Source organism: Bremerella cremea (genome assembly GCF_039541315.1).
GTDB lineage: Bacteria > Planctomycetota > Planctomycetia > Pirellulales > Pirellulaceae > Bremerella > Bremerella cremea.
The window spans coordinates 78,973-98,541 of sequence record NZ_BAABFZ010000002.1; the positions used below are offsets into that span (position 1 = coordinate 78,973).

19 protein-coding genes are annotated in these 19,569 nt (G+C 58.0%); 12 read left to right on the forward strand and 7 right to left on the reverse strand.

From position 1 onward, the window contains the following. Nucleotides 1-67: 67 nt before the first annotated feature. Nucleotides 68-1,369 (forward strand): tetratricopeptide repeat protein, encoded by a 1,302-nt coding sequence (locus ABD890_RS01080; RefSeq protein WP_345084674.1) that lies wholly within the window; start codon nt 68-70, stop codon nt 1,367-1,369. Here ABD890_RS01080 and ABD890_RS01085 read toward each other — a convergent pair. After that, nucleotides 1,366-1,830, reverse strand: a complete 465-nt coding sequence (locus tag ABD890_RS01085) for an RrF2 family transcriptional regulator (protein ID WP_345084677.1) — start codon at nt 1,828-1,830, stop codon at nt 1,366-1,368. The two genes, ABD890_RS01080 and ABD890_RS01085, sit on opposite strands and share 4 nt — an antisense overlap. A gap of 184 nt (nt 1,831-2,014) precedes the next feature. Between ABD890_RS01085 and ABD890_RS01090 the strand changes: the two genes are divergently transcribed. Next, nucleotides 2,015-3,301, forward strand: coding sequence for a hypothetical protein (locus ABD890_RS01090; protein ID WP_345084680.1), 1,287 nt, complete (start codon nt 2,015-2,017; stop codon nt 3,299-3,301). A gap of 17 nt (nt 3,302-3,318) precedes the next feature. On the opposite strand, the gene ABD890_RS01095 is transcribed toward ABD890_RS01090, so the two are convergent. After that, a complete protein-coding gene (locus ABD890_RS01095; RefSeq protein ID WP_345084685.1) occupies nt 3,319-4,278 on the reverse strand; it encodes an AraC family transcriptional regulator in 960 nt (319 codons plus the stop codon). Nucleotides 4,279-4,608: 330 nt separating this feature from the next. Between ABD890_RS01095 and ABD890_RS01100 the strand changes: the two genes are divergently transcribed. Both ABD890_RS01100 and ABD890_RS01105 read left to right on the forward strand, forming a co-directional pair. Next, nucleotides 4,609-5,574, forward strand: coding sequence for a DUF1559 family PulG-like putative transporter (locus ABD890_RS01100; protein WP_345084688.1), 966 nt, complete (start codon nt 4,609-4,611; stop codon nt 5,572-5,574). Nucleotides 5,575-5,710: 136 nt separating this feature from the next. Then, nucleotides 5,711-6,100 (forward strand): hypothetical protein, encoded by a 390-nt coding sequence (locus tag ABD890_RS01105; RefSeq protein WP_345084691.1) that lies wholly within the window; start codon nt 5,711-5,713, stop codon nt 6,098-6,100. Between the two features lie 301 nt (nt 6,101-6,401). On the opposite strand, the gene ABD890_RS01110 is transcribed toward ABD890_RS01105, so the two are convergent. Both ABD890_RS01110 and ABD890_RS01115 read right to left on the reverse strand, forming a co-directional pair. Further along, nucleotides 6,402-6,815 carry a carboxypeptidase-like regulatory domain-containing protein gene (locus tag ABD890_RS01110; protein ID WP_345084694.1) on the reverse strand — a complete coding sequence of 138 codons (414 nt, stop codon included), beginning with the start codon at nt 6,813-6,815 and terminating at the stop codon, nt 6,402-6,404. Nucleotides 6,816-6,833: 18 nt separating this feature from the next. Then, nucleotides 6,834-7,823 carry a DUF1559 family PulG-like putative transporter gene (locus tag ABD890_RS01115; protein WP_345084697.1) on the reverse strand — a complete coding sequence of 330 codons (990 nt, stop codon included), beginning with the start codon at nt 7,821-7,823 and terminating at the stop codon, nt 6,834-6,836. 397 nt (nt 7,824-8,220) lie between these two features. Between ABD890_RS01115 and ABD890_RS01120 the strand changes: the two genes are divergently transcribed. After that, a complete protein-coding gene (locus tag ABD890_RS01120) occupies nt 8,221-9,078 on the forward strand; it encodes an arylamine N-acetyltransferase family protein (protein WP_345084700.1) in 858 nt (285 codons plus the stop codon). Between the two features lie 12 nt (nt 9,079-9,090). On the opposite strand, the gene ABD890_RS01125 is transcribed toward ABD890_RS01120, so the two are convergent. Beyond that, on the reverse strand, nt 9,091-10,200 hold the full coding sequence (locus ABD890_RS01125) for an SGNH/GDSL hydrolase family protein (protein WP_345084703.1): 1,110 nt from the start codon (nt 10,198-10,200) through the stop codon (nt 9,091-9,093). Between the two features lie 154 nt (nt 10,201-10,354). Between ABD890_RS01125 and ABD890_RS01130 the strand changes: the two genes are divergently transcribed. Then, nucleotides 10,355-11,206 (forward strand): GNAT family N-acetyltransferase, encoded by an 852-nt coding sequence (locus ABD890_RS01130; RefSeq protein WP_345084706.1) that lies wholly within the window; start codon nt 10,355-10,357, stop codon nt 11,204-11,206. Here the strand turns inward: ABD890_RS01130 and ABD890_RS01135 are convergent. After that, nucleotides 11,203-12,219 (reverse strand): hypothetical protein, encoded by a 1,017-nt coding sequence (locus tag ABD890_RS01135; protein ID WP_345084709.1) that lies wholly within the window; start codon nt 12,217-12,219, stop codon nt 11,203-11,205. The two genes, ABD890_RS01130 and ABD890_RS01135, sit on opposite strands and share 4 nt — an antisense overlap. A 329-nt stretch (nt 12,220-12,548) precedes the next feature. Between ABD890_RS01135 and ABD890_RS01140 the strand changes: the two genes are divergently transcribed. From ABD890_RS01140 to ABD890_RS01155, 4 genes are all read left to right on the forward strand, one after another. After that, nucleotides 12,549-13,244 carry an esterase/lipase family protein gene (locus ABD890_RS01140; protein WP_345084711.1) on the forward strand — a complete coding sequence of 232 codons (696 nt, stop codon included), beginning with the start codon at nt 12,549-12,551 and terminating at the stop codon, nt 13,242-13,244. Between the two features lie 39 nt (nt 13,245-13,283). Continuing rightward, nucleotides 13,284-13,805: a GNAT family N-acetyltransferase gene (locus tag ABD890_RS01145; RefSeq protein WP_345084714.1), complete on the forward strand. Its 522-nt coding sequence runs from the start codon at nt 13,284-13,286 to the stop codon at nt 13,803-13,805. 97 nt (nt 13,806-13,902) lie between these two features. Beyond that, nucleotides 13,903-14,790, forward strand: a complete 888-nt coding sequence (locus ABD890_RS01150) for an alpha/beta hydrolase fold domain-containing protein (protein ID WP_345084717.1) — start codon at nt 13,903-13,905, stop codon at nt 14,788-14,790. A gap of 23 nt (nt 14,791-14,813) precedes the next feature. Next, entirely contained in the window at nt 14,814-15,131 is a 318-nt protein-coding gene (locus tag ABD890_RS01155) for a Rieske (2Fe-2S) protein (RefSeq protein WP_345084720.1), read from the forward strand. A 12-nt stretch (nt 15,132-15,143) separates the two neighbouring features. Here ABD890_RS01155 and ABD890_RS01160 read toward each other — a convergent pair whose 3' ends face one another. Further along, on the reverse strand, nt 15,144-17,039 hold the full coding sequence (locus ABD890_RS01160; protein WP_345084724.1) for an SHD1 domain-containing protein: 1,896 nt from the start codon (nt 17,037-17,039) through the stop codon (nt 15,144-15,146). Nucleotides 17,040-17,274: 235 nt separating this feature from the next. Here ABD890_RS01160 and ABD890_RS01165 point away from each other — a divergent pair, with 235 nt between their 5' ends. Further along, nucleotides 17,275-18,018 carry an ImuA family protein gene (locus ABD890_RS01165; RefSeq protein ID WP_345084727.1) on the forward strand — a complete coding sequence of 248 codons (744 nt, stop codon included), beginning with the start codon at nt 17,275-17,277 and terminating at the stop codon, nt 18,016-18,018. Beyond that, nucleotides 17,951-19,531 carry a Y-family DNA polymerase gene (locus ABD890_RS01170; protein ID WP_345084730.1) on the forward strand — a complete coding sequence of 527 codons (1,581 nt, stop codon included), beginning with the start codon at nt 17,951-17,953 and terminating at the stop codon, nt 19,529-19,531. Before ABD890_RS01165 ends, ABD890_RS01170 begins: the two co-directional genes overlap by 68 nt. Nucleotides 19,532-19,569 lie beyond the last annotated feature (38 nt).

Consider the following 19,569-nt stretch of genomic DNA (forward strand, 5'->3'; position numbering starts at 1 on the left):
TCTAACGGCGAAGCCGTTTAAACTGAGGTGGATTTCCCCCTGCTTGTTGGAAACGATCTGGCCCTGAATGAACGTGGAAAAACGTCCCCCTCCTTTCGATCCCGGGGAAAACTTTCGTCGTCGCGGCGAGATGTTGATGACGGCGAAGCGTTACGAAGCGGCGATCGAGCAGTTTCTGCAATGGATGGCGGTCGATCCCGAAAGTGGTTGGCCCCATAGCCGGCTGGGCATTTGCTTCTCGAACCTGAAGAAGCATGACGATGCCTTGTACCATGCGCGAAAGGCGGTCGAGCTTTCGCCAGAGAGCGCTCCGTACCGCTTCAACCTGGCGCTGGTCTATTACCGGATAGAAGACTACGACCAAGCGCGGATCGAACTGCGCGAGGCACTCCGCTTCCGACCGCAAGATGTCCAAACCCGGGCACTGCTTGGTTGGTGCGATTTCTACACCAATCGCGAAAAGCGGGCGATCGCGCATGCCAATAAGTTGTTAGCGATCGAGCCCGACAACTACGAAGGCTTTTTTCTGCGCGGGGCATCGTACTTCGATCTCGGGCTGTTCGATAAAGCGGTGATCGATCTCGACGAAGCGCTGCGACTGGAACCGGAAGAAGGTCGCGTCCATAGCTGGGTCGGCTGGTGCCGACTGCATCAACGCCGCTGGGACGAAGCCCAATATCACTTCGAGAGTGCCCTGCGGCTTCGTCCGCAAATGCGCCGTGCTCGCGATGGTTTACTCGAAACGCTGAAGGCGCGGTCACCCTTGTCACGTTGGGCGGTCGGTCACGTGAGGTGGCAGGAACGAATCACCAAGAGCCGCAAGACGATCGTGCAGGTGATTTACGGCATCGTGGCCTATGGCATGGTGTGGTCGCTGCTGGGGCACTTGTCGGCGGTGGCCTGGCTGCTGAGTATCTTGCCGCTGCTGCTGATCGCGGGGCTGACCGATACCTTCTTGCTGCCGCTTCTCGACGGACTGGTTTCCTGGCATCGCCTCGGTTCGTTGGCGATGGGACGCTGGCAACGGTATGGCAGTCGAGTGCTTTCGGCGATGCTGCTAGGGGGCGTCGGCGTTGGGATCTGGGGGCTGGTTCTCTGGGACGAGGTCATCTTCGGAGCGGCGCTCGTCTTAGGTTACCTGCTGGTGATGTACGTTCAGATTTGGAAGCCCTTGTATCGTCATGCCCGTCGAAAGATGGCACTTTACGCCGGCGTTGGGACACTGCTTGCCGTTCTGCTGGCGGTCGATCTGTTTTATCTCGATCCGGAACGAGCGACCTGGGCCGAGGCGATTCTGGAGAACATGATCGGCGCGATGGCGATCTGGTCGATGCCGATGCGGCGACTGATCGACTGGCCGAATAATTAGCTGACCGGAGCACCTTCGGCTGAGGCTTCTGCTTTGGCGGTTCCCAAATCGCAAAGAGGAATGCTCGGGTTCGCCGAGTTCAAAAGCTGCTCGATCGTCACGTCGCGAAATGCCGCTTCCGTGGCGGCGTATGCTTTATCGAGCTCCGCGTGTAGCGGGCAAAGCTGTTGATGCGAAGGGAGACCCAGCGGGCACGAGCGGATTCGTTCCAGCGGCGAGACCGCGTCGATGACCTTCAAAATGGTGATCTCGGCGGTCGAGGCCAGCAGTTCATAACCACCCCCAGGCCCGGGACGCGAGCGAACGAGCCCTGCCCCTGCCAGGTCTTGCAGCACACGATTGAGGTAACGCCGCGGGACCTTCGTCTTTTCTGCCAGGCAATCAGCCGAAGCGAGATGCGACTGCTGCGTGGCGAGGCAGGCGATCGCCCTCAAAGCGTATTCGGCAGTTTTCGAGATCATGGCTGGGGCTCGGCAATCCGTATCGAGGCAGGAAAAATGTTTACCTTGACGTGCACGTTTAATTGTGTACCTTAATATGCAGATATCAACTCCCTTCCTGGCTCGATTGGCGAAAAAGGGGAAACAATCGCTTCGCCCAGCCAATCCCTTCCTGGGCCGTGGGATCGTTCGACGAGGTGCCGTGATGAAGAACGCTTGGTTATCGATTCCGCTGCTGCTGGTGGCGGCCACGTTGTTGCTCGCACAAGATCCCTACGACGAACCTCCGATCAACTATAGCGAAACGTCGGACGATAACCCAATCGCCGAGTTGCAAAAGAGGCTGGACGACGGCAGCGCACAGCTCGACTACGACGAAGAGCATGGCTTCCTTCAGGCAGTGCTCAAGGCGCTTGAGATCTCGGAAGAATCGCAGGTCTTGGTTTACTCCAAAACCAGCTTCCAGCTTTCGGCGATCTCGCCCCGTAAGCCGCGGGCACTCTATTACAACGACCATTCTTACATCGGCTGGGTGCAAGGTGGCGACGTGATCGAAGTGATGACCACCGACCCTGTCCGGGGCGAAGTCTTTTATACGCTTCGTCAAGAGAACGACGAGGCCCCCAAGTTCGTTCGTGACAAAGGCCAATGCACCGTTTGCCACGCCTCGTCGCGAACCCACCGCGTGCCAGGCGGCCTGGTGCGATCGGCCTTCGTGAATGCCGGAGGCATGCCGCACTACGGTGCCGGGACTTTCAACACCGATCAAACCAGCCCCCTCTCGGAACGCTGGGGCGGATGGTATGTCACCGGAACGCATGGAAAAATGCGGCACATGGGAAATGCCATCTCGCGTGATCGCCACGATCCGGAAAACATCGATCGCGAAGCAGGCGCGAACGTGACTGACCTGAGCGAGCTGTTCAAGGTCGACAAATACTTGACGCCGCACAGCGATATCGTCGCCTTGATGGTGCTCGAACATCAATTGCAGATGCAAAACCTGCTGACGCTGGCCAGCCATGAAGCGCGCCGGTCGGCACATCACGATCAGGTGATGAACGAAGCCCTCGAACGCTCCCCTGACTTCGAGAGCGAAACAACGCAGCGTCGCATCGCGACGGCCGCCAACAAGGTGGTCAGCTATATGCTATTTGCCGATGAAGCGAAGTTGACCGATCCCATCCAAGGGACATCGCAGTTCGTTACCGAGTTTCAAGCCGCTGGCAAGAAGGATAGCCAAGGCCGATCACTGCGAGAGCTCGACCTGAAGTCTCGGCTATTCAAGTATCCTTGCAGCTACATGATCTACTCGACAACCTTCGACGAGCTGCCGCTGAACATGCAGACCGCCATCTCCAGGCGACTGCGGGAAGTGTTAGATGGACGCGATGCGAGCGACGAGTTCGCCCATCTCAGCCAGACCGATCGCGCGGCAATCGCCGAGATCGTGAAGGAAACGAAGCCCGAGTTTTGGAAACTGGGCGCCTAGTCCCGTCCCTTTGGGACCTAAGACTCGCCTCGCTTCTTATCATTGCTGCCGCTTGTTTCGCCTGAGCGGAATCGTGCGCGGTATTCACCAGGCGGGCAACCTTCTTCCGCGATCATCAATCGCCGGAACCGTTCCTGACTGCCGAAGCCCGCGAGGTAGGCCACCGACTTCACCGATAAACTTGTCTCGGTGAGCAGCCGCTTCGCTCGGAACAGTCGGCAATGGTTGATCTCGTCGAGCACTGTGTGCCCCAGCGCCGCCATGATCTTTCGTTCGAGTGTTCGCCGCGTGGTGGGAAGCGCGGCGACAAGCTGATTGACCGAAAGGGGCCGGTCGCTGCGTGTCCAAATGATATCGAGGGCCCGGTTCACGATTGGGTCGTCGACATGGTGCGTACGTCCTTTCGAGTCGGCGACCAGATCGTCGGCAGATGGAAGGCGTTCCAGGGCCAGCGTCAGCAGTTCCATCGCATTGGCACACACCGCGGGCGAGTGCTCCATCGGGTCGGCATGAATTCTTCCCAGCAACCGGTCGAAGGCCGTTAGAAAGGGACCGACCTGATCGGGGCGAAGTCGCGTGAAAGCCTTGCCCGGCGAGATCGTGCCGTTGGCATAGAGCCGGTGCAGGAATTCGCCGTGGATCGAAATCCAGCGCTCGGTCCAGCCGACCGAGCGAATCGGTCGGTAGCGATGCCAGACGCCAGGGAATAGTAAGAAGAGCGTATCGGACTCGATACCCAGCGGACCAGTCGCCGTCGATTCGAACTCGCCGCGCCCCTGGCTGATGTATTGGATCTGAAATTCCGGCAGCTCGCGACCGCGTTCCCAAGAGAATTGGTACACGCCAGGGTGCTGGTCCGGCGGATAGTTTGAGTTCGGCCGAACCGTTCCCCACCCACCGCCGGTGACATAGAAGCCAAGCTTCATATCACGATCCGAGATCGGCAGGTAATGGAAAAAGCTTTCTGCGGTATCCATGAGACATCAAACTAAATCGAATTTAAAACGGTTGTAAAAAACCTCCGACTGGTGGTGTCGCAAAACGAGGGGATGTGCTGCGGTACCGTTGGTCGATCTGTAGTCAGCAGGAACCTGGTATGGGTAGATAGAGGTCAATTATAGCCGATGCTAAGGGCAAGAATCCCGAATGTGAACGGGTTTCCGCAACTAGCGGTGCGACGACATTGTCGCAAACAGAGGAGTAAATGTTCAAGAGAAAAGAGGTCGATTCGATATAATTAATTGACGAAGCCGAAGGAATTCGATTCGGCCCCATCCCATCTTTTCTCATTCTCTTCGGAGCTCGCAATGAATCACGTCGCCCTGCCCTGTCGACGGTTGTCTTCCCTTCGACGCGGTTTCACTCTCGTAGAATTGTTGGTGGTGATTGCCATCATTGGTGTTTTGATCGCGCTGCTACTGCCGGCAGTTCAGCAAGCCCGCGAGGCAGCTCGGCGGATGCAATGTGCGAACAACTTGAAGCAGATGGGGCTCGGCTTACACAACTTCCACGATACTTTCAATCATCTTCCCCCAGGCGGAAGCCGCACGGGGCATGGTGGCTACACGTGGGGCACGTTCATTCTGCCGTTCGTTGAACAGGCTCCGATGTGGGATGCCATTCTGCAGGAAGCGGGCAACTATCCGCCTGACCCGACCGGCCGGACTGGTTCGATCTATTGCGGTTGCAGCATGTACGGTGTCTGGACGACTCCCGGTCCAGAGGCCAATACGATCGACATCTTCATGTGCCCCTCCGATACCCTGGCCGAAGTTCGTAACTCGACTGACATTGGTCTGCAGTGTGGTAAGTCGAACTACGCCGGCAGCCTAGGCTGGGGACATGCGTATGGCAACGGCATGTTCAATCGCTTCATCACTTCGATCAATAAGTTCTCGGACATCACCGACGGTTTGTCGAACAGCATCGCTATCGGCGAAGTGGGTGGCGGCCGGATTTCATCTGCTCCTGGTGGCGAGAACCCAACCTATCCAGTTTGGGCTGGCAGCCCGAAGGGTGCCTCTGGCTCTTCGCTGACTCACTGGGGGCCGCTGCGAGAAGCTTGGCATGGCGTGCCGATCAATCTGTCCAATGGTGGCGGTCCAGGAGGTGATCCTGATGCTTGGGACAAAGGTTTCGGCAGTCTGCACCCAGGCGGAGCGCAGTTCCTGTTCGGCGATGGCTCGGTTCACTTCCTGGCCGAAACCATCAACCTGGACGCGTACGATCACCTCGGCCAGATCGACGATGGCAACGTGATTGGCGAGTTCTAATCGCCTGGCAAACTTCCGCAGAGCGGCTTGCCCACAGGTCGCTCTGCGATGAGTTTCGATTGAACCTGAAACTTTCCCACGAAACGGTTTCGCCCTGCTTGGCAGGCCTTTCGTGTTTCCCATGGATAAACGAACAATGCGACAAAAACTTTTTGGACTGGTAAGTGCGATCGCCCTCGTAACGCTCGTTGGTTGTGGAGGCAACGCGAGCGTTACGGGGGTTGTCACCGCGAATGGCGAGACAGTCGATGGAGGCAGCATCGTCTTTAAGCCAATCGAAGAAGGCATCAAGCCGGCTCTCGGCAAAATCGGTTCCGATGGCTCGTTCATGCTGCAAGTAGCCGGTGGCGATGGTGTCGCCCCAGGCAACTACCAGGTGATCTACATGCCACCGGATCAGAAAGAAGATGAATCGGGTCGTGCGATTGGACCACCGATCAAGTGGCGAGCCTTCCAGGCCCCGCGCGATCCGGTAACGGTCGAAGCGACAGAAAACAATATCGCCATCGAGCTATCGAAGCGATAACCGCTCTCCCCCGGCCTAAGTCGGGGCTGTGACTCGACCGACGTGCGTCTTAGCGATAACGACCAGTATCGCGATGATGAAAGCGGGAAGCGATTGCATGACGATCGTTTTCACGCGGAGTCACTGCCCCGACAATACCGGCCCTGCTTAGGGAACTGCGACGGCAACTTCTGGCAGCCACGCAATTTCTCGATGCCCACAAAAAAACGCCGCAGAAGCAGGTCCTGCGGCGCCGCATCGATGGAGACCAGAGCCTGCTGCCCAGCAAACCTCCGTTGGGGCGTCTCAAGCGGTTGCTGGATTATTTGGTCAGGTCGAAGGTGAAAACATTCGGACCTTCGGGCTCGACGTCGGCTTCGATTCCTGGGGAACCGAAGGCATATTTCTTGGGGATCAGGTTCGGGTCGACTCCTTCCCCTTTTAGCTCGAACTGAACGTGGTGCTTGCCAGGGATCGCCCCCTTTTCGTTCAAGGTGAAATAGACCTCGAACTTCCCTTCATCGTCGGTCGTGCCGCGCGAAGCTCCGCCTGATTCGACAGGCTCGAACATCACGTTGATGCCGGCCATCGCCTTTCCGTTGACCGTGACGGTCCCGGTAACCGGGGCCAGCTTCTCGCCACTGGAGTAGCCAGAAGAGCACCCGACGATGGCCGCCAGCGCGATGACGAGCGGCCAGGCCTGGGCCAGTGTTTTCGTTACTTGAATGGTCGTCATGTTCCGCCTCGGTGAGATTTAGTAGTCGCTGATCACTTTGCCGTCGGCAATGCGTGCGAGGTAAAGCAACGTGTTCTGGTCGGTGGTTTCCGACAGGAAGTGGATCGAACCATCCCCGAACAAAGCGTTGCAGCCGCCAGGATGGTGGCTACCCGGAGCACGTGCATACGGACGCGGATCTGGAGGCGTATAAGGCTTGTTGATCCCTTCGGACATTCGCAGCCAGAAGGTGTTGGTCCACGTTCCCCAGAACGGGCCCCAGTCGTGATCGTACTTTTCCATCCGTGATTCGCCGACGATGACCGAGTTGCTCAGACCGTCGGTGACATCGCGAAACTTACCGGAAGAATTGATCCCGAAGACGGGGCGACGTTCCGAAGTATTGTTTGGGGCATTCCATAGCAGTCGTGCGTTGTCGCCATGGTCCGACCAGTCGCTGTTCATAAAGCTGTAACTGGTGCGGTAATAGTTCTGGCTGTAGTAATAGTTGGAACTGGTGCTGGCCCCAGGGCGATCGAACGGATCGGATGGACACGCGAACATATCGATCCGGGTTCCTTGCAAAGCGGCCATGTTGGCTGCGGCGTCGGCTGCGGTGGGCGTCGTCGTGTCGCTATGCGCGGCAAGGCCCATCGGTTTGCGGAAGTCGAGGCGATCGTGGAGGTTGCCCTGTTCCAGGAATGGCAAGATCAGCAAGTGCCCGGTGATGTCGCGAACATTATCTTTCATGTTCGATGGAAACGGCGAAGAACCACCACCGAGGCAACCCGGATTGATCACGGCGGGCGGGAATGCCAGGTGGACATCGTGATAGTTATGCAAAGCCAAACCAAACTGTTTCAGATGGTTGGTGCACTGCATCCGGCGAGCCGCTTCACGGGCCTGTTGAACGGCCGGCAGCAGAAGCGCAATCAAGACACCGATGATCGCGATCACCACCAACAACTCGACCAGCGTGAAACCAGCCATTTTGCGGCCGGAACGCAACCAATCACAGCGATGACTCATAGGATTTCCCTTTGGAACGCCCCATAGCTGTCCTATGGGGACTAAGAAGGATGAATAATCTGCGCCGAATGGGCAGAGATGAGGCAGGAGGATAAGGATTTCGAGCAAATCGCAGTCAAACCTAGGTGGAAAGGGCCCCTAGATGGGCTGTTCACTTATCAGTCTAAAGTCGGCCCCAAAATCCTTCAATGAAAAAAAGCTTTGTCTTATTGTAAAAATACCTGATTCGCGGGCGCCAACTAGGGGGTGAATGAACCAATTCTCGCAAAGATGCTCAATAGAGATGAGTGCCGCATGGTATTTAGATGGGGCTGTCAGAAGAATGACAAGTCGTCGTATAACGAAGTCGCCCCATTGCTTAAGTTAGGTTTCTGGTTCGATAGAAAGTCCTCCCGTCGTGTCATTGAATATCTCAGCCCCTGTTTCCGATCTACCGGAAGCTCCATTGGACCTAGACGCCTACTTTTCTCGGATCGCTTACACCGGATCACGAGAGGTCAGCGTTGAGACGTTGCATGGCATTGTCGAGCGACATGTTCTGACGATTCCGTTTGAGAATCTCGATCCCCTGATGCAGCGACCGGTCCGCCTTGATTCGGCTTCGATCCAGCAGAAGCTGATCCACGATCGCCGGGGTGGCTACTGTTTCGAGCAAAACGGGCTGCTGTTGCTCGCTCTGGAAACGCTCGGGTTCGAAGTCCGGCCGCTGAGTGCTCGGGTCAAGATTGGCTACCCGCGCGAGCAAGTCACGCCGCGGACCCACTTGATTGTGCGGATCGAACTGGAAGGCATGTCGTGGCTGGCCGACGTTGGGGTTGGTGGCCTTAGCCCGACCGCCGCCTTGCGGTTGGTGACGGACGAACCGCAACCAACCCCGCACGAAACGCGACGTATCGTGAAGTCTGGCTCGCTCTACTATCACCAGGCACTGCTTCAAGGTGAATGGCAAGATCTGTACGAGATGACCCTGGAAGAGATGCCGCTGATCGATCGCGAAGTGGCCAACTGGTTCACCTCGACGCATCCAGGCTCGCGTTTCCGGAACCTGTTGATGGTTTCCCGGGCCGCTCCGGATGGGGTCCGTTTGACGATGCTGAACGACGAGTTCTCGATACGCGACGCCAATGGCGTGGCGAAGAAGCATCTGATCGGTTCGAAACAGGAAATGCTCGACCTGTTGGCCGAGCATTTTGGTGTGAATCTTTCGCCGGACGATCCTATCGTTTGTCCGGCGGTGCCTTGGCTGGCAGAGTAACGCGTAACGTGCCTACTTCGACGAACCGAGGGCTTCTTCCAGCACCGGGCGGAACGCTTCGGCCTGACGCATGAAGCCCAGATCGCTGGCGTGCGAGGCGTCGGTCGCCCCTTCTGTGTCGTCACCGTAAAGCGTGTCCCCTTCGATGTAATAGAGGTTTTTCACGCCGGCATCGGTCAACTGCTTGTAGGCAGCCTTCAACGCCGCATGGTTGGCGGTGTGATGCTTGCTGCGACCAGGCAAGATCCAGTCGTTCGTGTTGCGACGATCTTCGACCAACACGATCGGCGTTTCTGGCTTGGCGGCTCGCAACTGCTTCACGAGCGGCACGGTTCGATTTTCGACCATCTCAGCGTTCATGTTCGGCAGGCAGTCGATCACGTAAACAGCTGCGTCGACTTGCACCAGGTAGTCGGCGACTTCTTCATGCATCTTACCATTGCCCGAGAAGCCCAGGTTAGCAACAGGATGATCGAACCAGCGACCGAGAATCGCGGTATGCACCATCCCAGGACGGCTGGCACATGCTCCGTGCGTAATGCTCGTACCGTAGAAGACGATCGGATTGTCGCGTGGGGCCAGTCCTTTGAACTTGGCATCGGCAGGCACGCCGATCTTCAGAAACTCGATGCCGTTATACAGCGGCAAATAGGCGGCGTACTCTCGGTAGCCAGGGGCCAGACCGTTGATCCAGGTCGTGTTCATCTCTTGGCTGGAGGGCTTGGTCACCGCGACCCATTTCCATTTGCCGTCGCTGTCGCGGGCATACAAGTCGACGCCGCTCACGCCGGTTGCCGGCATGTGTGGCATCGCGAGGCCCGCGTCTTTCAGCTTGTAATGAATTTGCAGATCGGTGGCGTCGGTTTCAAAACGGACCATCATGCCGGCGCTGTCACGGCTGAGGTTCCACACGGCGTCGGTTACTTTGCCTTCGGCAGAAGCTGGCAAGCGGTCGAACCAGCGAGCACGTTCCTGATCGGGCAGAATGCGTCCTTCGACACCCCACGTGGTAATATCGTGCCACGTGGTTTTGTCGGCGTCTTTTTCCTGAGCCGAGACTGTTGAGCCTGCAAGTGGCAGCAGCAAAGCAAGCAAAAAGAAGAGAGTCAGCGACGATCGCATGGTAGGTTTTCCTGTGGCGGGATGGGGAATGGTTTCCCTCGACCCTACTTCGTGGCGCCGCGCGAGGCAAGTAGGTACCGCCATTCCCCAAACGGTGAAGCTTCTGGCTAGAATGATCGCAATTGACGATGTGTCACCCTCAAGGAACCCGATCATGACCATCCGCAACACGACCCAGGCCGAAGCGTATGAACTCGTGGAATGGGCCGCTGGCGAAGGTTGGAACCCTGGCCTGCACGATGCGGAAATCTTTTGGCAAACCGATCCCGAAGGTTTCATGGCGATCGAAGTCGACGGTCAAATGGCGGGCGCTGGTGGCGCGTTCTATCACGGGCCGAGCTACGGCTTCATGGGCTTATTCATCATGAAGCCTGAATTTCGTGGCCAAGGTTTGGGGCGGCAGCTTTGGTATGCTCGACGCGACCGACTTCAATCGCGGCTGGATTCAGGCGGAACGATCGGCATGGACGCGGTCACCAACATGATCCCGTTCTATCATAAAGGTGGCTTCGAGATCTTCACGCGGCATTGTCGCTTCAGCGTCGATGCCGAGAGAGTCTCGCCTGCGGAAACTCCTGATGTTGTCGAGCTTTCCGCCGCTGATTGGGATGCTGTAACGAAGCTTGACCAGCATGGCTTTCCGGGACCGCGCGATGCTTACTTGAAGGCGTGGACCTCGCAGCCAGGCGTCCATTGGCTGGGCGTTCATCAGCAAGGAGAGCTGAAAGGTTACTGCGTTTTAAGAGCATGCCGCAGCGGCTGGAAGATTGGGCCATTGTTCGCTGCCGATGGCAACGTTGCGCGGCAATTGATGAATGCTTCGTTGGCACGCGCGAAGACCGGTCCGGTATTCCTCGACGCGCCGGACAACAATCCGGACGCGTGGACAATGTGTCAAGAGTTTGGCATGCAGCAGGTTTTCGAATGCACGCGCATGTACCTGGGGCCGGTGCCGGCCTTGGACCATGGGTGGATCTATGGCGTCACCAGCTTGGAAGCAGGTTAGCTCGCCGAGTCGACCGCCTTCTGGGCCTCTTTGCCGAAGTGCGTTTCGGGATAGCGACTGATCACGCGACCCATCGCGCGGCGAAGCGTCACGGCGGAGTTCGCTTTCTGCATGCCTTGTTCGTACAGCTTCTTGGCGGTCAGTTCGTCCTGGAAGGATTCGTCTTCCTTCAGTTGATCGACCAACTCGCGACAGGCGCGTCCTTGGGGCGTCGACTTGAAGTCGGTGGCGACTTGTTCGGCTAGTTCGTATCCGGCCAGACGCTCGGGCATCGAACCTTCGCGGGAAGCCTTGATCTTTTCGACCTGGCGATTGAGGAAGCCACTGACTGCCGAGTTGAACTCGGAGGTCAGGTCGTCGTCCATGTTCTTCCGCATCGAGAGTAGCGAACGCTCGTCCAGCTTGCTGCCGACTTCAGCCGGCCAGAGCAGTTGCTTCAAACCTTCCGACATGTCGGGACTGAGCACCGAGAACTCGCCGTTCATGCCGGTCTTCAGCTTTCGCGCGATGGCAAAGTCTTTGGAATCGTTGGGACCGGGGAAGTATGCCCCGATCGAACCGCTGTCAGACTGCATGCCATCCTGGAAGACGGAATACTTGAACAACTCAGAGTCGAGGCCCATCCGTCTGACGATCGAAGGATCGTCGCCATGAAAGATGTTGGGGCCCACGAGATTACGCTCTAAGGCGTAGTTCACGCCGCGGGTTGATTCGTCAGCATTGATCGCAAACAACACGATCGGCTTGTCTTTGATCGATTCGCGAATCTGGTTGAAGGCATCAGGGGACCAGACGTTGCACTTGGGGCACCACGAGGCGTAGACCATCACGATCGGTGTCTTGTCGCCAATGACCGCTTCCGATGGCATCCGGCCTTGCCAACGCACCCCGGTCAAAGCCTGGCCTAGTGAAACGGACGAGCCCGGGCTGTTGTTCGTTGTCTGGGCATGCAAATCACCACTGGCCATCAGCAGCGAGAAAGTCAAAACCAAGGCTAACGCAAAACGGGGCATCCGAGACTCCTTGAAGTGAGTGTCTTCGATCCAACGACGATCGACCTCCATAATAACCCATCGGTAGGGATATGTGCGACGGTAAAACTTCGATTTGTCCGCAACTCTCGCGGGAAATTGGCATCTGATGCGTAAGGTGGTTTCATGTTCGCAGCAGTCAGGAAAAGTTCGCTCGAAGCTGCACTTTTACAGGCTGCTTCCGCCTGATGGCACGGGTCGTTTTTCAACGTGTTGCCAAGGCGCGAGTTAACCCTTGCCAATGGTCGCGGGACCCTACAATACAGTAGTACCTGACTTTGTGGCGAATGGACGATAGATCTTCCCCTGCAATGACCGAACCTGCTTCCCTGGCGACAGATTCTTCCTTTTCCCAGCAAACCACCGACCTGGTTTATCAGTCGGGCCGGGTGGTGGTAATCCATGGGATCGGCGCGAATACGATCGTGATGGGGCCCTTGGCCCGGTATCTGACTCGGCACCAATTCACGGCGACGCGTTGGGGCTATTGGAGCACCTTCAATGGGCTCCGCGATCACGCGCGTCGACTGCGGATGTTTCTCGAAACGTTTGCCGACGATGACCAGCCCGTCCACTTCGTCACGCACAGCATGGGTGGCATCATCCTGCGAGCAACCCTTGCCGAGATGAACTGGAATCGACCTGGCCGCGCGGTGCTTCTGGCCCCACCCAACCATGGCTCGCTCGTCGCTGGCTGGTTTGGGATGGGACTGCGTGGCATCTGCCCTGCCCTGAATGAGATCTCGGCCGCCCCCGAAAGTCTGGTGCATCATCTGCCTCCGTTTCCTTCCATGGACATCGGTGTGATTGGTTGCCGGCAAGATGCCTTGGTGGCGATGGCCAGTACTTTTGTCGCGAACCAGCGCGATCACATCACGGTGGGGTGTGGACACAACTGGGTATTGGTGAAACGAGAGGCCCAGGCCGAAGTGCTTCACTTTTTGCAGTACGGCAGATTCAGCGATTCGGCCGACCGCCTCAGCGCGGACGACTGCCCTGTGCTATGATGGCCTGAAAACGTTTCACCGCTTCAAAGACCACCTTGTATGACGTTTGTCACTTGCACCTACCAGGAACACGCCTCGGCGATCCTGGACATCTTGAACGACGCGATCGTCCATTCTACGGCGCTGTATGACTATCTTCCGCGGCCAGCGGAAAGCATGGTGACCTGGTTTGAAAACAAACGTCTGGGCGACTTCCCTGTGATCGGAGCGATCGACGACGCCGGCCAACTGATGGGGTTCGCTTCGTACGGAACCTTTCGTCCGTTTCCGGCTTACAAATACACGGTTGAGCATTCGGTCTACGTCCACAAAGATCATCGCGGCAAAGGGCTCGGGCAAGCGCTGCTCGAGCAGGTCATCGCCGCCGCGAAGAAGCAAGGCAAGCATGTGCTGATCGGTGGAATCGATATGAGCAATACCGGAAGCATTCGCCTGCACCAGAAACTTGGCTTCCAGCATTCGGGAACGATCCCGCAAGCGGCGTTCAAGTTTGGTCGCTGGCTCGATCTGGGATTCTTTCAACTAACGCTGGAAACGCCTGAGAATCCGGTCGACGGTTAGTCGCCCCCAGGGAGTTGAGTGGCGCCGCGGGTTGGGTGAGAATAGAACAGACCTCACGACCCATCGTTCCTCCATCTCTCGTCCCGGAACCCAACTCATGATCCGTCCCTTCTCTGCCTTGCTGTTGGTACTGATTGGCTGTTCGGCACCGTTTGCCGCCGACCTGAAAGTCGACCGCGATGTTGTCTACGGCAAAGCAGGCGACGTCGAACTGATGGCCGATATCTACACGCCGGCGGAAACATCGGCCGAACCACTTCCGGTCGTGCTGTTGGTGCATGGCGGTGGTTGGCGGGGTGGAAATCGCCAAGCGGGAGCCGAAGTTGCCCTGGCCCATCACCTGGTGCCGCATGGCTACGTCGCGGTTAGCATCTCGTACCGTTTGGTTGGTCGCGATGCCGAGGGGAAGCTAGTCAATCAATGGCCGGCCGCGATCGACGATTGCCGCCAGGCAGTGCGTTGGATCCGCGAGAACGCCGAGAAGCTGAACATCGATCCTTCCCGCATGGGGGCCGCTGGCGACTCAGCAGGCGGGCACCTGGTTTCGCTGTTGGGAACAACCGACGTGGCTGCCTCTGGCGAAACGTCGACCCGCGTGCAAGCGGTCGTGAATATTTATGGCCCGGCCGATCTTCGCGATAAAGCGACCGCCGATGCGATCAGCGGAAATCCAGCCGTGAAGCAGATGGTCGACGAATTTGTAGGTGAAGGCCCGACGCAAGCAAAGATCGATGCCTCGCCGCTGCTGCATATCGACGACCAGACCGTGCCAATCCTGACATTCCAGGGAGCCAAAGACGCCCTGGTGCCGTATCAGCAGTCGGTTGCTTTTGATGCGGCTCTGCGAAAGGCGGGACGCGACTCGAAGCTGGTGATGTACGAGAACGAAGGACACGGCTTCAGCGGACCAACGTTTCGCAAGATGCTGCTCGAAACGCGGAACTTCTTCGACAAGCATTTGAAGCCCGAAGACGCCAACAACTAGACTTGCCTCGAAAGGATTTGCGAATGCCCAACTGGGTTGATGTTGCCGCGGAAGCCGACTGTCCGGTCGGTCAGGCAATCGAAGTGGTAGCCGCCAAGCAGATGGTGGCCATCTATCACACCGAAGATGGATTCTTCGCCACCGATGGCATGTGCGCGCATCAAGGTGGCCCGGTCGGACAGGGCGAGTTGTGTGGCAACATCGTGACTTGCCCTTGGCATGGCTGGCAATATGACGTTACCAGCGGCAAGCATCAGCTCAGCTCGATTCACCTCGACTGTTTCGAGGTGAAGGTCGAAGCAGGCCGCATCTTGGTCAACATGGAAGCCGGCTCGGCGTAGTCGCGTCGGCGGTTAGTCTTGCCACTTCTGGTCTTGGATCGTGCTGCGTCCGATGCTTTGCGAAACTTCAGGTTTCAAGATGCGGGGCGGGATCTGCAGTCGCGAGAAGTACTCAGGGTCGGCGCGTTCATAACGGGTGACGGCCTGTTGCACGGTCTCGCCATCTTCAATCCGCAAGAGACGTGGCACCATGTTCTCGCGGTGACGCTTCCACAGAATGTCGTCCCCATGACGGATCTCGAGACTGTTGGTGTAAGGCTTCAGACGAGCCGCTTGCTGAGCCCCGGCCGGTGCACCGCCGATAAAGCGGAAGTTCAAGTTGATTTCGTCGGCACGGTCGATCTTCGCAACGAGTACGATCGAGGCGTCCGGATTCACGACCCAGCCGGCACGTTCGACAGCCGTTTTCAGCCCGTCGAGGATGATCTTTTCGTCGACGTCAGGCAGCGATTCGACCTTCAACGCGACTTCTGTCCCTGGTCGTGTCAGGAAGATATCGTCTCCTCCGTCGGCCAGTTTCTGGCGGACTGCTTTGACGGGGGCATGCGGTACCGCGACTGCCAACATCGATTTCGGCGTGGTCGACGATCCGTTGAGCATCACCACTCCGCCTGGCTGTGTGGTTGGGGTCTCGTTCCCCGGGGGAAGCGTATAACGCCAGAGCGATGCGCCGAGCGCCGGGTCGATTAGTCCGCCCAACTGCGTCAGCAGCAGTTCGTTGTCGAGCCATCCGAAGAGGACTCCCATCGTCTGCGCGATGGTTCCTTCATGTTCGACGCGAGCCTCTGGCAAGTTCCAGGTCTGATACTGATTTCCGGCAATCATGGCTAACTTAGTGCCATCGGGCGAGAACGCCACGTCTGGCGTTGTCGAGGTGGGAGAAGGCAATGCGCAAAGTTGCTTTCCTTCTTTCAGATCGACCACGCAAACGGCACCTCGGTACGGAATTGCCAGATAACGCTGGCCTCCACTGAGTTGCAGCTTGCCTGGGCGAGCATCTTTCATGGTGAAGATCGATTTGCCAGCTTGCAGGTCCCAGACATAGATCGAGCTGTTGATATGAACGACAGCCTTCTCGCTGTCGAGCAGCCGGGCATATTCCACTTTCGGCTTGAAACCTGGCTTCTGCCATTCGGGCAAGTGCCATCGTGCCAGAGCGGTCGGCGTTCCAGCGGCAAGACCTTCCAGCAGCACCAGGTCGCCGCCACGTTGGCTGGGGCTGTCGACACCCACAACGATCAGCGTGCGATCGGTTGCCGGATAGTGATCGAGCAGGACCAGCGTTTCGGGCAGATCGAGCACCACCTGACCTTCAGGGTGCTGAGGGGAAGCGAGGTACAACCTTCCGAAGTGATCAGGGGAAACCGAATTCCCCACGCGATGTACCGAGATGGCGTACAACGCTTGCTCCGGTTCGACCAGGACCGGCCGCGATAGCTTGGCGTAGGCGTCGACCTTCTCAAGCTCGGTCGAAAATGGATGGAAGGTGGCCGCAGCCGGGCCTGGGTCAGCCGCGATTGCCGTAGGCTCGCTGTTGATCGATAAGCCGATTGGCTGACCTCCGACCGGAAGTTCGGTCGGCATGGCTTCTTTGGTTAGCAGCTCTTGCGGCGGCCCGGATGGGGTTGGCTTGGGTTCAGGCTTGTTAGAGAGCATGGTCCCGCCACCGAATGGGTTCGCGGCAGGCTGCTTCTTCAATAACGCCTGATCTTTCTCGCTCAGGACATCAATCGCAACGGTGATCTCGCGACCATCTTTGGTGTGCAAGGTGACCTGGTTTCCCTTCACCTCGTGCAGCCGCGCTTCGATTTGAAACTTTCCGGTCTGGTCGGTCCACGTGCGGAGTTCCTCTTCGGCATGAAGGCTGGCAGGCAGCAGAATCAGGAAGGCGAAGACCCAATAAGGCACGGTTGATTGATTTATTCTCATAGGGGGATGGGGCTATTTGAATTAGGGGGGTGAAGATATGGCCGAATGATACCAGCCGGCGTTAGGTAAAAACATCGAAAAGTTGAAATTCGTGTCAGGTCGGAATTTTCCGGGGAAAAGCCTTCGCCGAATGATTGACAAGGAATGGTGTACGCATGTATACATGTGCCAGCGAAGGGAAATTCGTTTCTGGTCTCGCAGGAGAGTACACGCCATGTTGTCGACCCCCACGATCCCCGATCGGGCCAAGATCGATCAGTTGAATGCCCAGCTGCGTGAGATGGAGCGATCTCGGCCGGCCAGCCGAGAAACGGTCTCTTGCGGATGCCGGGCTTTAGACCGGATGCTGCCACGCGAAGGCTTGCTGCGAGGGAGCCTGATCGAATGGTTGGCGGAGGGAGCTGGCAGCGGGGCCCAATACCTGGCCCTGACCGCGGCGCGGCAAGCTTGCCGCGCGGGGCAGACGCTGGTGATTGTCGATTCATCAGCCCGCCGAGGCAGCACGCTGTACTCCCCTGCTCTTTCCGGCATGGGGCTCGACCTGAATCGTATCGTGCTGGTTCGTCCCACCGACGAGAAGCAGGCGTTGTGGTCTTTAGAACAAGCCTTGCGTTGCCCGGCAGTAGGTGCGGTGCTCGGCTTTCCGCGTCAGATGGATAGCTACGCCTATCGCCGCTTGCAACTCGCGGCCGAGCAAAGCGATGGTCTGGGGCTGCTGGTGCGTCCGTCGGAAGTTCGAGGATCCCCTTCCTGGGCCGAACTTCGCTGGCAGGTGTCGCCTCGCCCAACCGCTTGTGGTTGGGGGCTGCACGTGGAACTGCTGCGGTGTCGTGGCTATCTGGGAGATGGCAAGGTAGATCTGACAATCGACGAGCAAACGGGCGAGATTCATGAAGCGTATTCTGGCAGTCTGGCTTCCCAATTGGCCCATCCAACGCTGGCAAGCCAGCGAGCCTGAGCAGCGTGACCGCGTTCAGGTCCTTTCCCAGGTCGAGCGCCGCGGGCAATGCGTGGTGGCTTGCTGCGATCGGGGCTATCAGATGGGCATCCGTCCTGGTATGCCCGTGGCCGAGGTCAACACGTTACTGCAAGCACGCGGCTTATCGGCAACCGAGGCGATGACGCATCGTCCTTACGACCCCGCCGCCGATCGAGAAGCGTTGGAGAAATTGGCTCGCTGGGCTTGTCGATTTAGTCCCTGTGTCGATGTCGAACAGCGCGAGCCGGCCGATACCTTGCTGCTGGATGCCAGTGGGTTGGCTCCTTTATTCGGGGGAGAAGATTCCTTGCTGTGCCAGGTTCAGCAAGGCTTCGCCCGGATCGGTTTGAAAAGTTCGCTCGCCCTGGCAGGCAACATCGGCACGGCGTGGGGGCTGGCGCATCATCCGCCAGCGGAACTCGCCCAGCGCGACGGAACCGGGCGAACGCTCGTTTCCTCGGACACCGAACAAGAGAGCCTGGTCCGGCAGCTGCCGATCGAAGCGTTACGTATTCCGGCGACACTGATCGAAACGTTGCACTTGCTGGGGCTTTATCACGTCGGTCAACTGATGCAGGTCCCACGCGGCGAACTGAAAGCCCGCTTGGGGATGGAACCGCTAGTGCGGCTCGACCAGGTACTCGGACACAAAACCGAGGTGATGCAGGCCGCTCGTTTACCGCAGCAATTCGCCGCCCAGTGGATACTAGAGCACCCGACCGATCATCCCGAAAGCATTCACACGATGGTGATGCGGCTGCTGTCGCAACTGCTGCAGCAACTGGCGGCTCATGATCTGGGCGCGTTGAAACTGACGTGCGTTTTGCAAACGGCCAACCGTCGCGAGACCTCGTTTGAAGTCGGTTTGTTTCGTCCTTCGTCTTGCAACAAGCATCTGCGTGGCCTGGTCGATACCCAGTTTGAACGCATCCGCATTCCGGGACCGATTCAAGAGGTCACGATGCAGGTGGTGCAGTTCGCCCGGCTCGAGAAGCGTCAGCAGTCTTTGTTTCAAGAGATGTCTTGGAAAGACTCCAGCGCCCCACCGGATCATTCGCAAGAGATTTCAGGCCTGGTCGATCGGCTGGCGAGTCGCTTGGGACGCGATGCCGTGGTACGGCCGCGACTGGTCGCCGATGCTCAGCCAGAGTTGGCCTTCAGTCACACACCTTTAGTAGGTCAACCGCCGCGCCGCACCACGCGCCGCAGTGAGTTCGGTCCGCTGGAACGTCCCTGGCAACTGCAAAGCAGTCCGACGCCGATCGACGTGACGGCGGTCATGCCGGATGGACCTCCGATTCAGTTTCGCTGGCAGGGAGAACATCACCAGGTCGAACGTCACTGGGGACCGGAACGCATCGAGACCGGTTGGTGGCGTCGGCGAGCCGTGCGGCGTGATTATTATCGCGTCGAAACGACTACCGGGCATCGCTTCTGGATCTTCCGCGAGCTTACCCGGCAAAACTGGTACCTGCACGGCAGCTTCGACTAATTCCGCCGGCAACCCAAGCCTCGCATCAGACCGGGAGG

What these genes read in the sequence shown, in the direction of transcription:
- ABD890_RS01105 (WP_345084691.1), top strand. Translation starts at nt 5,711, where the DNA reads ATGCGACAAAAACTTTTTGGACTGGTAAGTGCGATCGCCCTCGTAACG.
- ABD890_RS01135 (WP_345084709.1), bottom strand. Translation starts at nt 12,219, where the DNA reads ATGCCCCGTTTTGCGTTAGCCTTGGTTTTGACTTTCTCGCTGCTGATG.
- ABD890_RS01080 (WP_345084674.1), top strand. Translation starts at nt 68, where the DNA reads ATGAACGTGGAAAAACGTCCCCCTCCTTTCGATCCCGGGGAAAACTTT.
- ABD890_RS01150 (WP_345084717.1), top strand. Translation starts at nt 13,903, where the DNA reads ATGATCCGTCCCTTCTCTGCCTTGCTGTTGGTACTGATTGGCTGTTCG.
- ABD890_RS01110 (WP_345084694.1), bottom strand. Translation starts at nt 6,815, where the DNA reads ATGACGACCATTCAAGTAACGAAAACACTGGCCCAGGCCTGGCCGCTC.
- ABD890_RS01170 (WP_345084730.1), top strand. Translation starts at nt 17,951, where the DNA reads ATGAAGCGTATTCTGGCAGTCTGGCTTCCCAATTGGCCCATCCAACGC.
- ABD890_RS01140 (WP_345084711.1), top strand. Translation starts at nt 12,549, where the DNA reads ATGACCGAACCTGCTTCCCTGGCGACAGATTCTTCCTTTTCCCAGCAA.
- ABD890_RS01145 (WP_345084714.1), top strand. Translation starts at nt 13,284, where the DNA reads ATGACGTTTGTCACTTGCACCTACCAGGAACACGCCTCGGCGATCCTG.
- ABD890_RS01125 (WP_345084703.1), bottom strand. Translation starts at nt 10,200, where the DNA reads ATGCGATCGTCGCTGACTCTCTTCTTTTTGCTTGCTTTGCTGCTGCCA.
- ABD890_RS01100 (WP_345084688.1), top strand. Translation starts at nt 4,609, where the DNA reads ATGAATCACGTCGCCCTGCCCTGTCGACGGTTGTCTTCCCTTCGACGC.
- ABD890_RS01095 (WP_345084685.1), bottom strand. Translation starts at nt 4,278, where the DNA reads ATGGATACCGCAGAAAGCTTTTTCCATTACCTGCCGATCTCGGATCGT.
- ABD890_RS01085 (WP_345084677.1), bottom strand. Translation starts at nt 1,830, where the DNA reads ATGATCTCGAAAACTGCCGAATACGCTTTGAGGGCGATCGCCTGCCTC.
- ABD890_RS01155 (WP_345084720.1), top strand. Translation starts at nt 14,814, where the DNA reads ATGCCCAACTGGGTTGATGTTGCCGCGGAAGCCGACTGTCCGGTCGGT.
- ABD890_RS01165 (WP_345084727.1), top strand. Translation starts at nt 17,275, where the DNA reads ATGTTGTCGACCCCCACGATCCCCGATCGGGCCAAGATCGATCAGTTG.
- ABD890_RS01130 (WP_345084706.1), top strand. Translation starts at nt 10,355, where the DNA reads ATGACCATCCGCAACACGACCCAGGCCGAAGCGTATGAACTCGTGGAA.
- ABD890_RS01115 (WP_345084697.1), bottom strand. Translation starts at nt 7,823, where the DNA reads ATGAGTCATCGCTGTGATTGGTTGCGTTCCGGCCGCAAAATGGCTGGT.
- ABD890_RS01090 (WP_345084680.1), top strand. Translation starts at nt 2,015, where the DNA reads ATGAAGAACGCTTGGTTATCGATTCCGCTGCTGCTGGTGGCGGCCACG.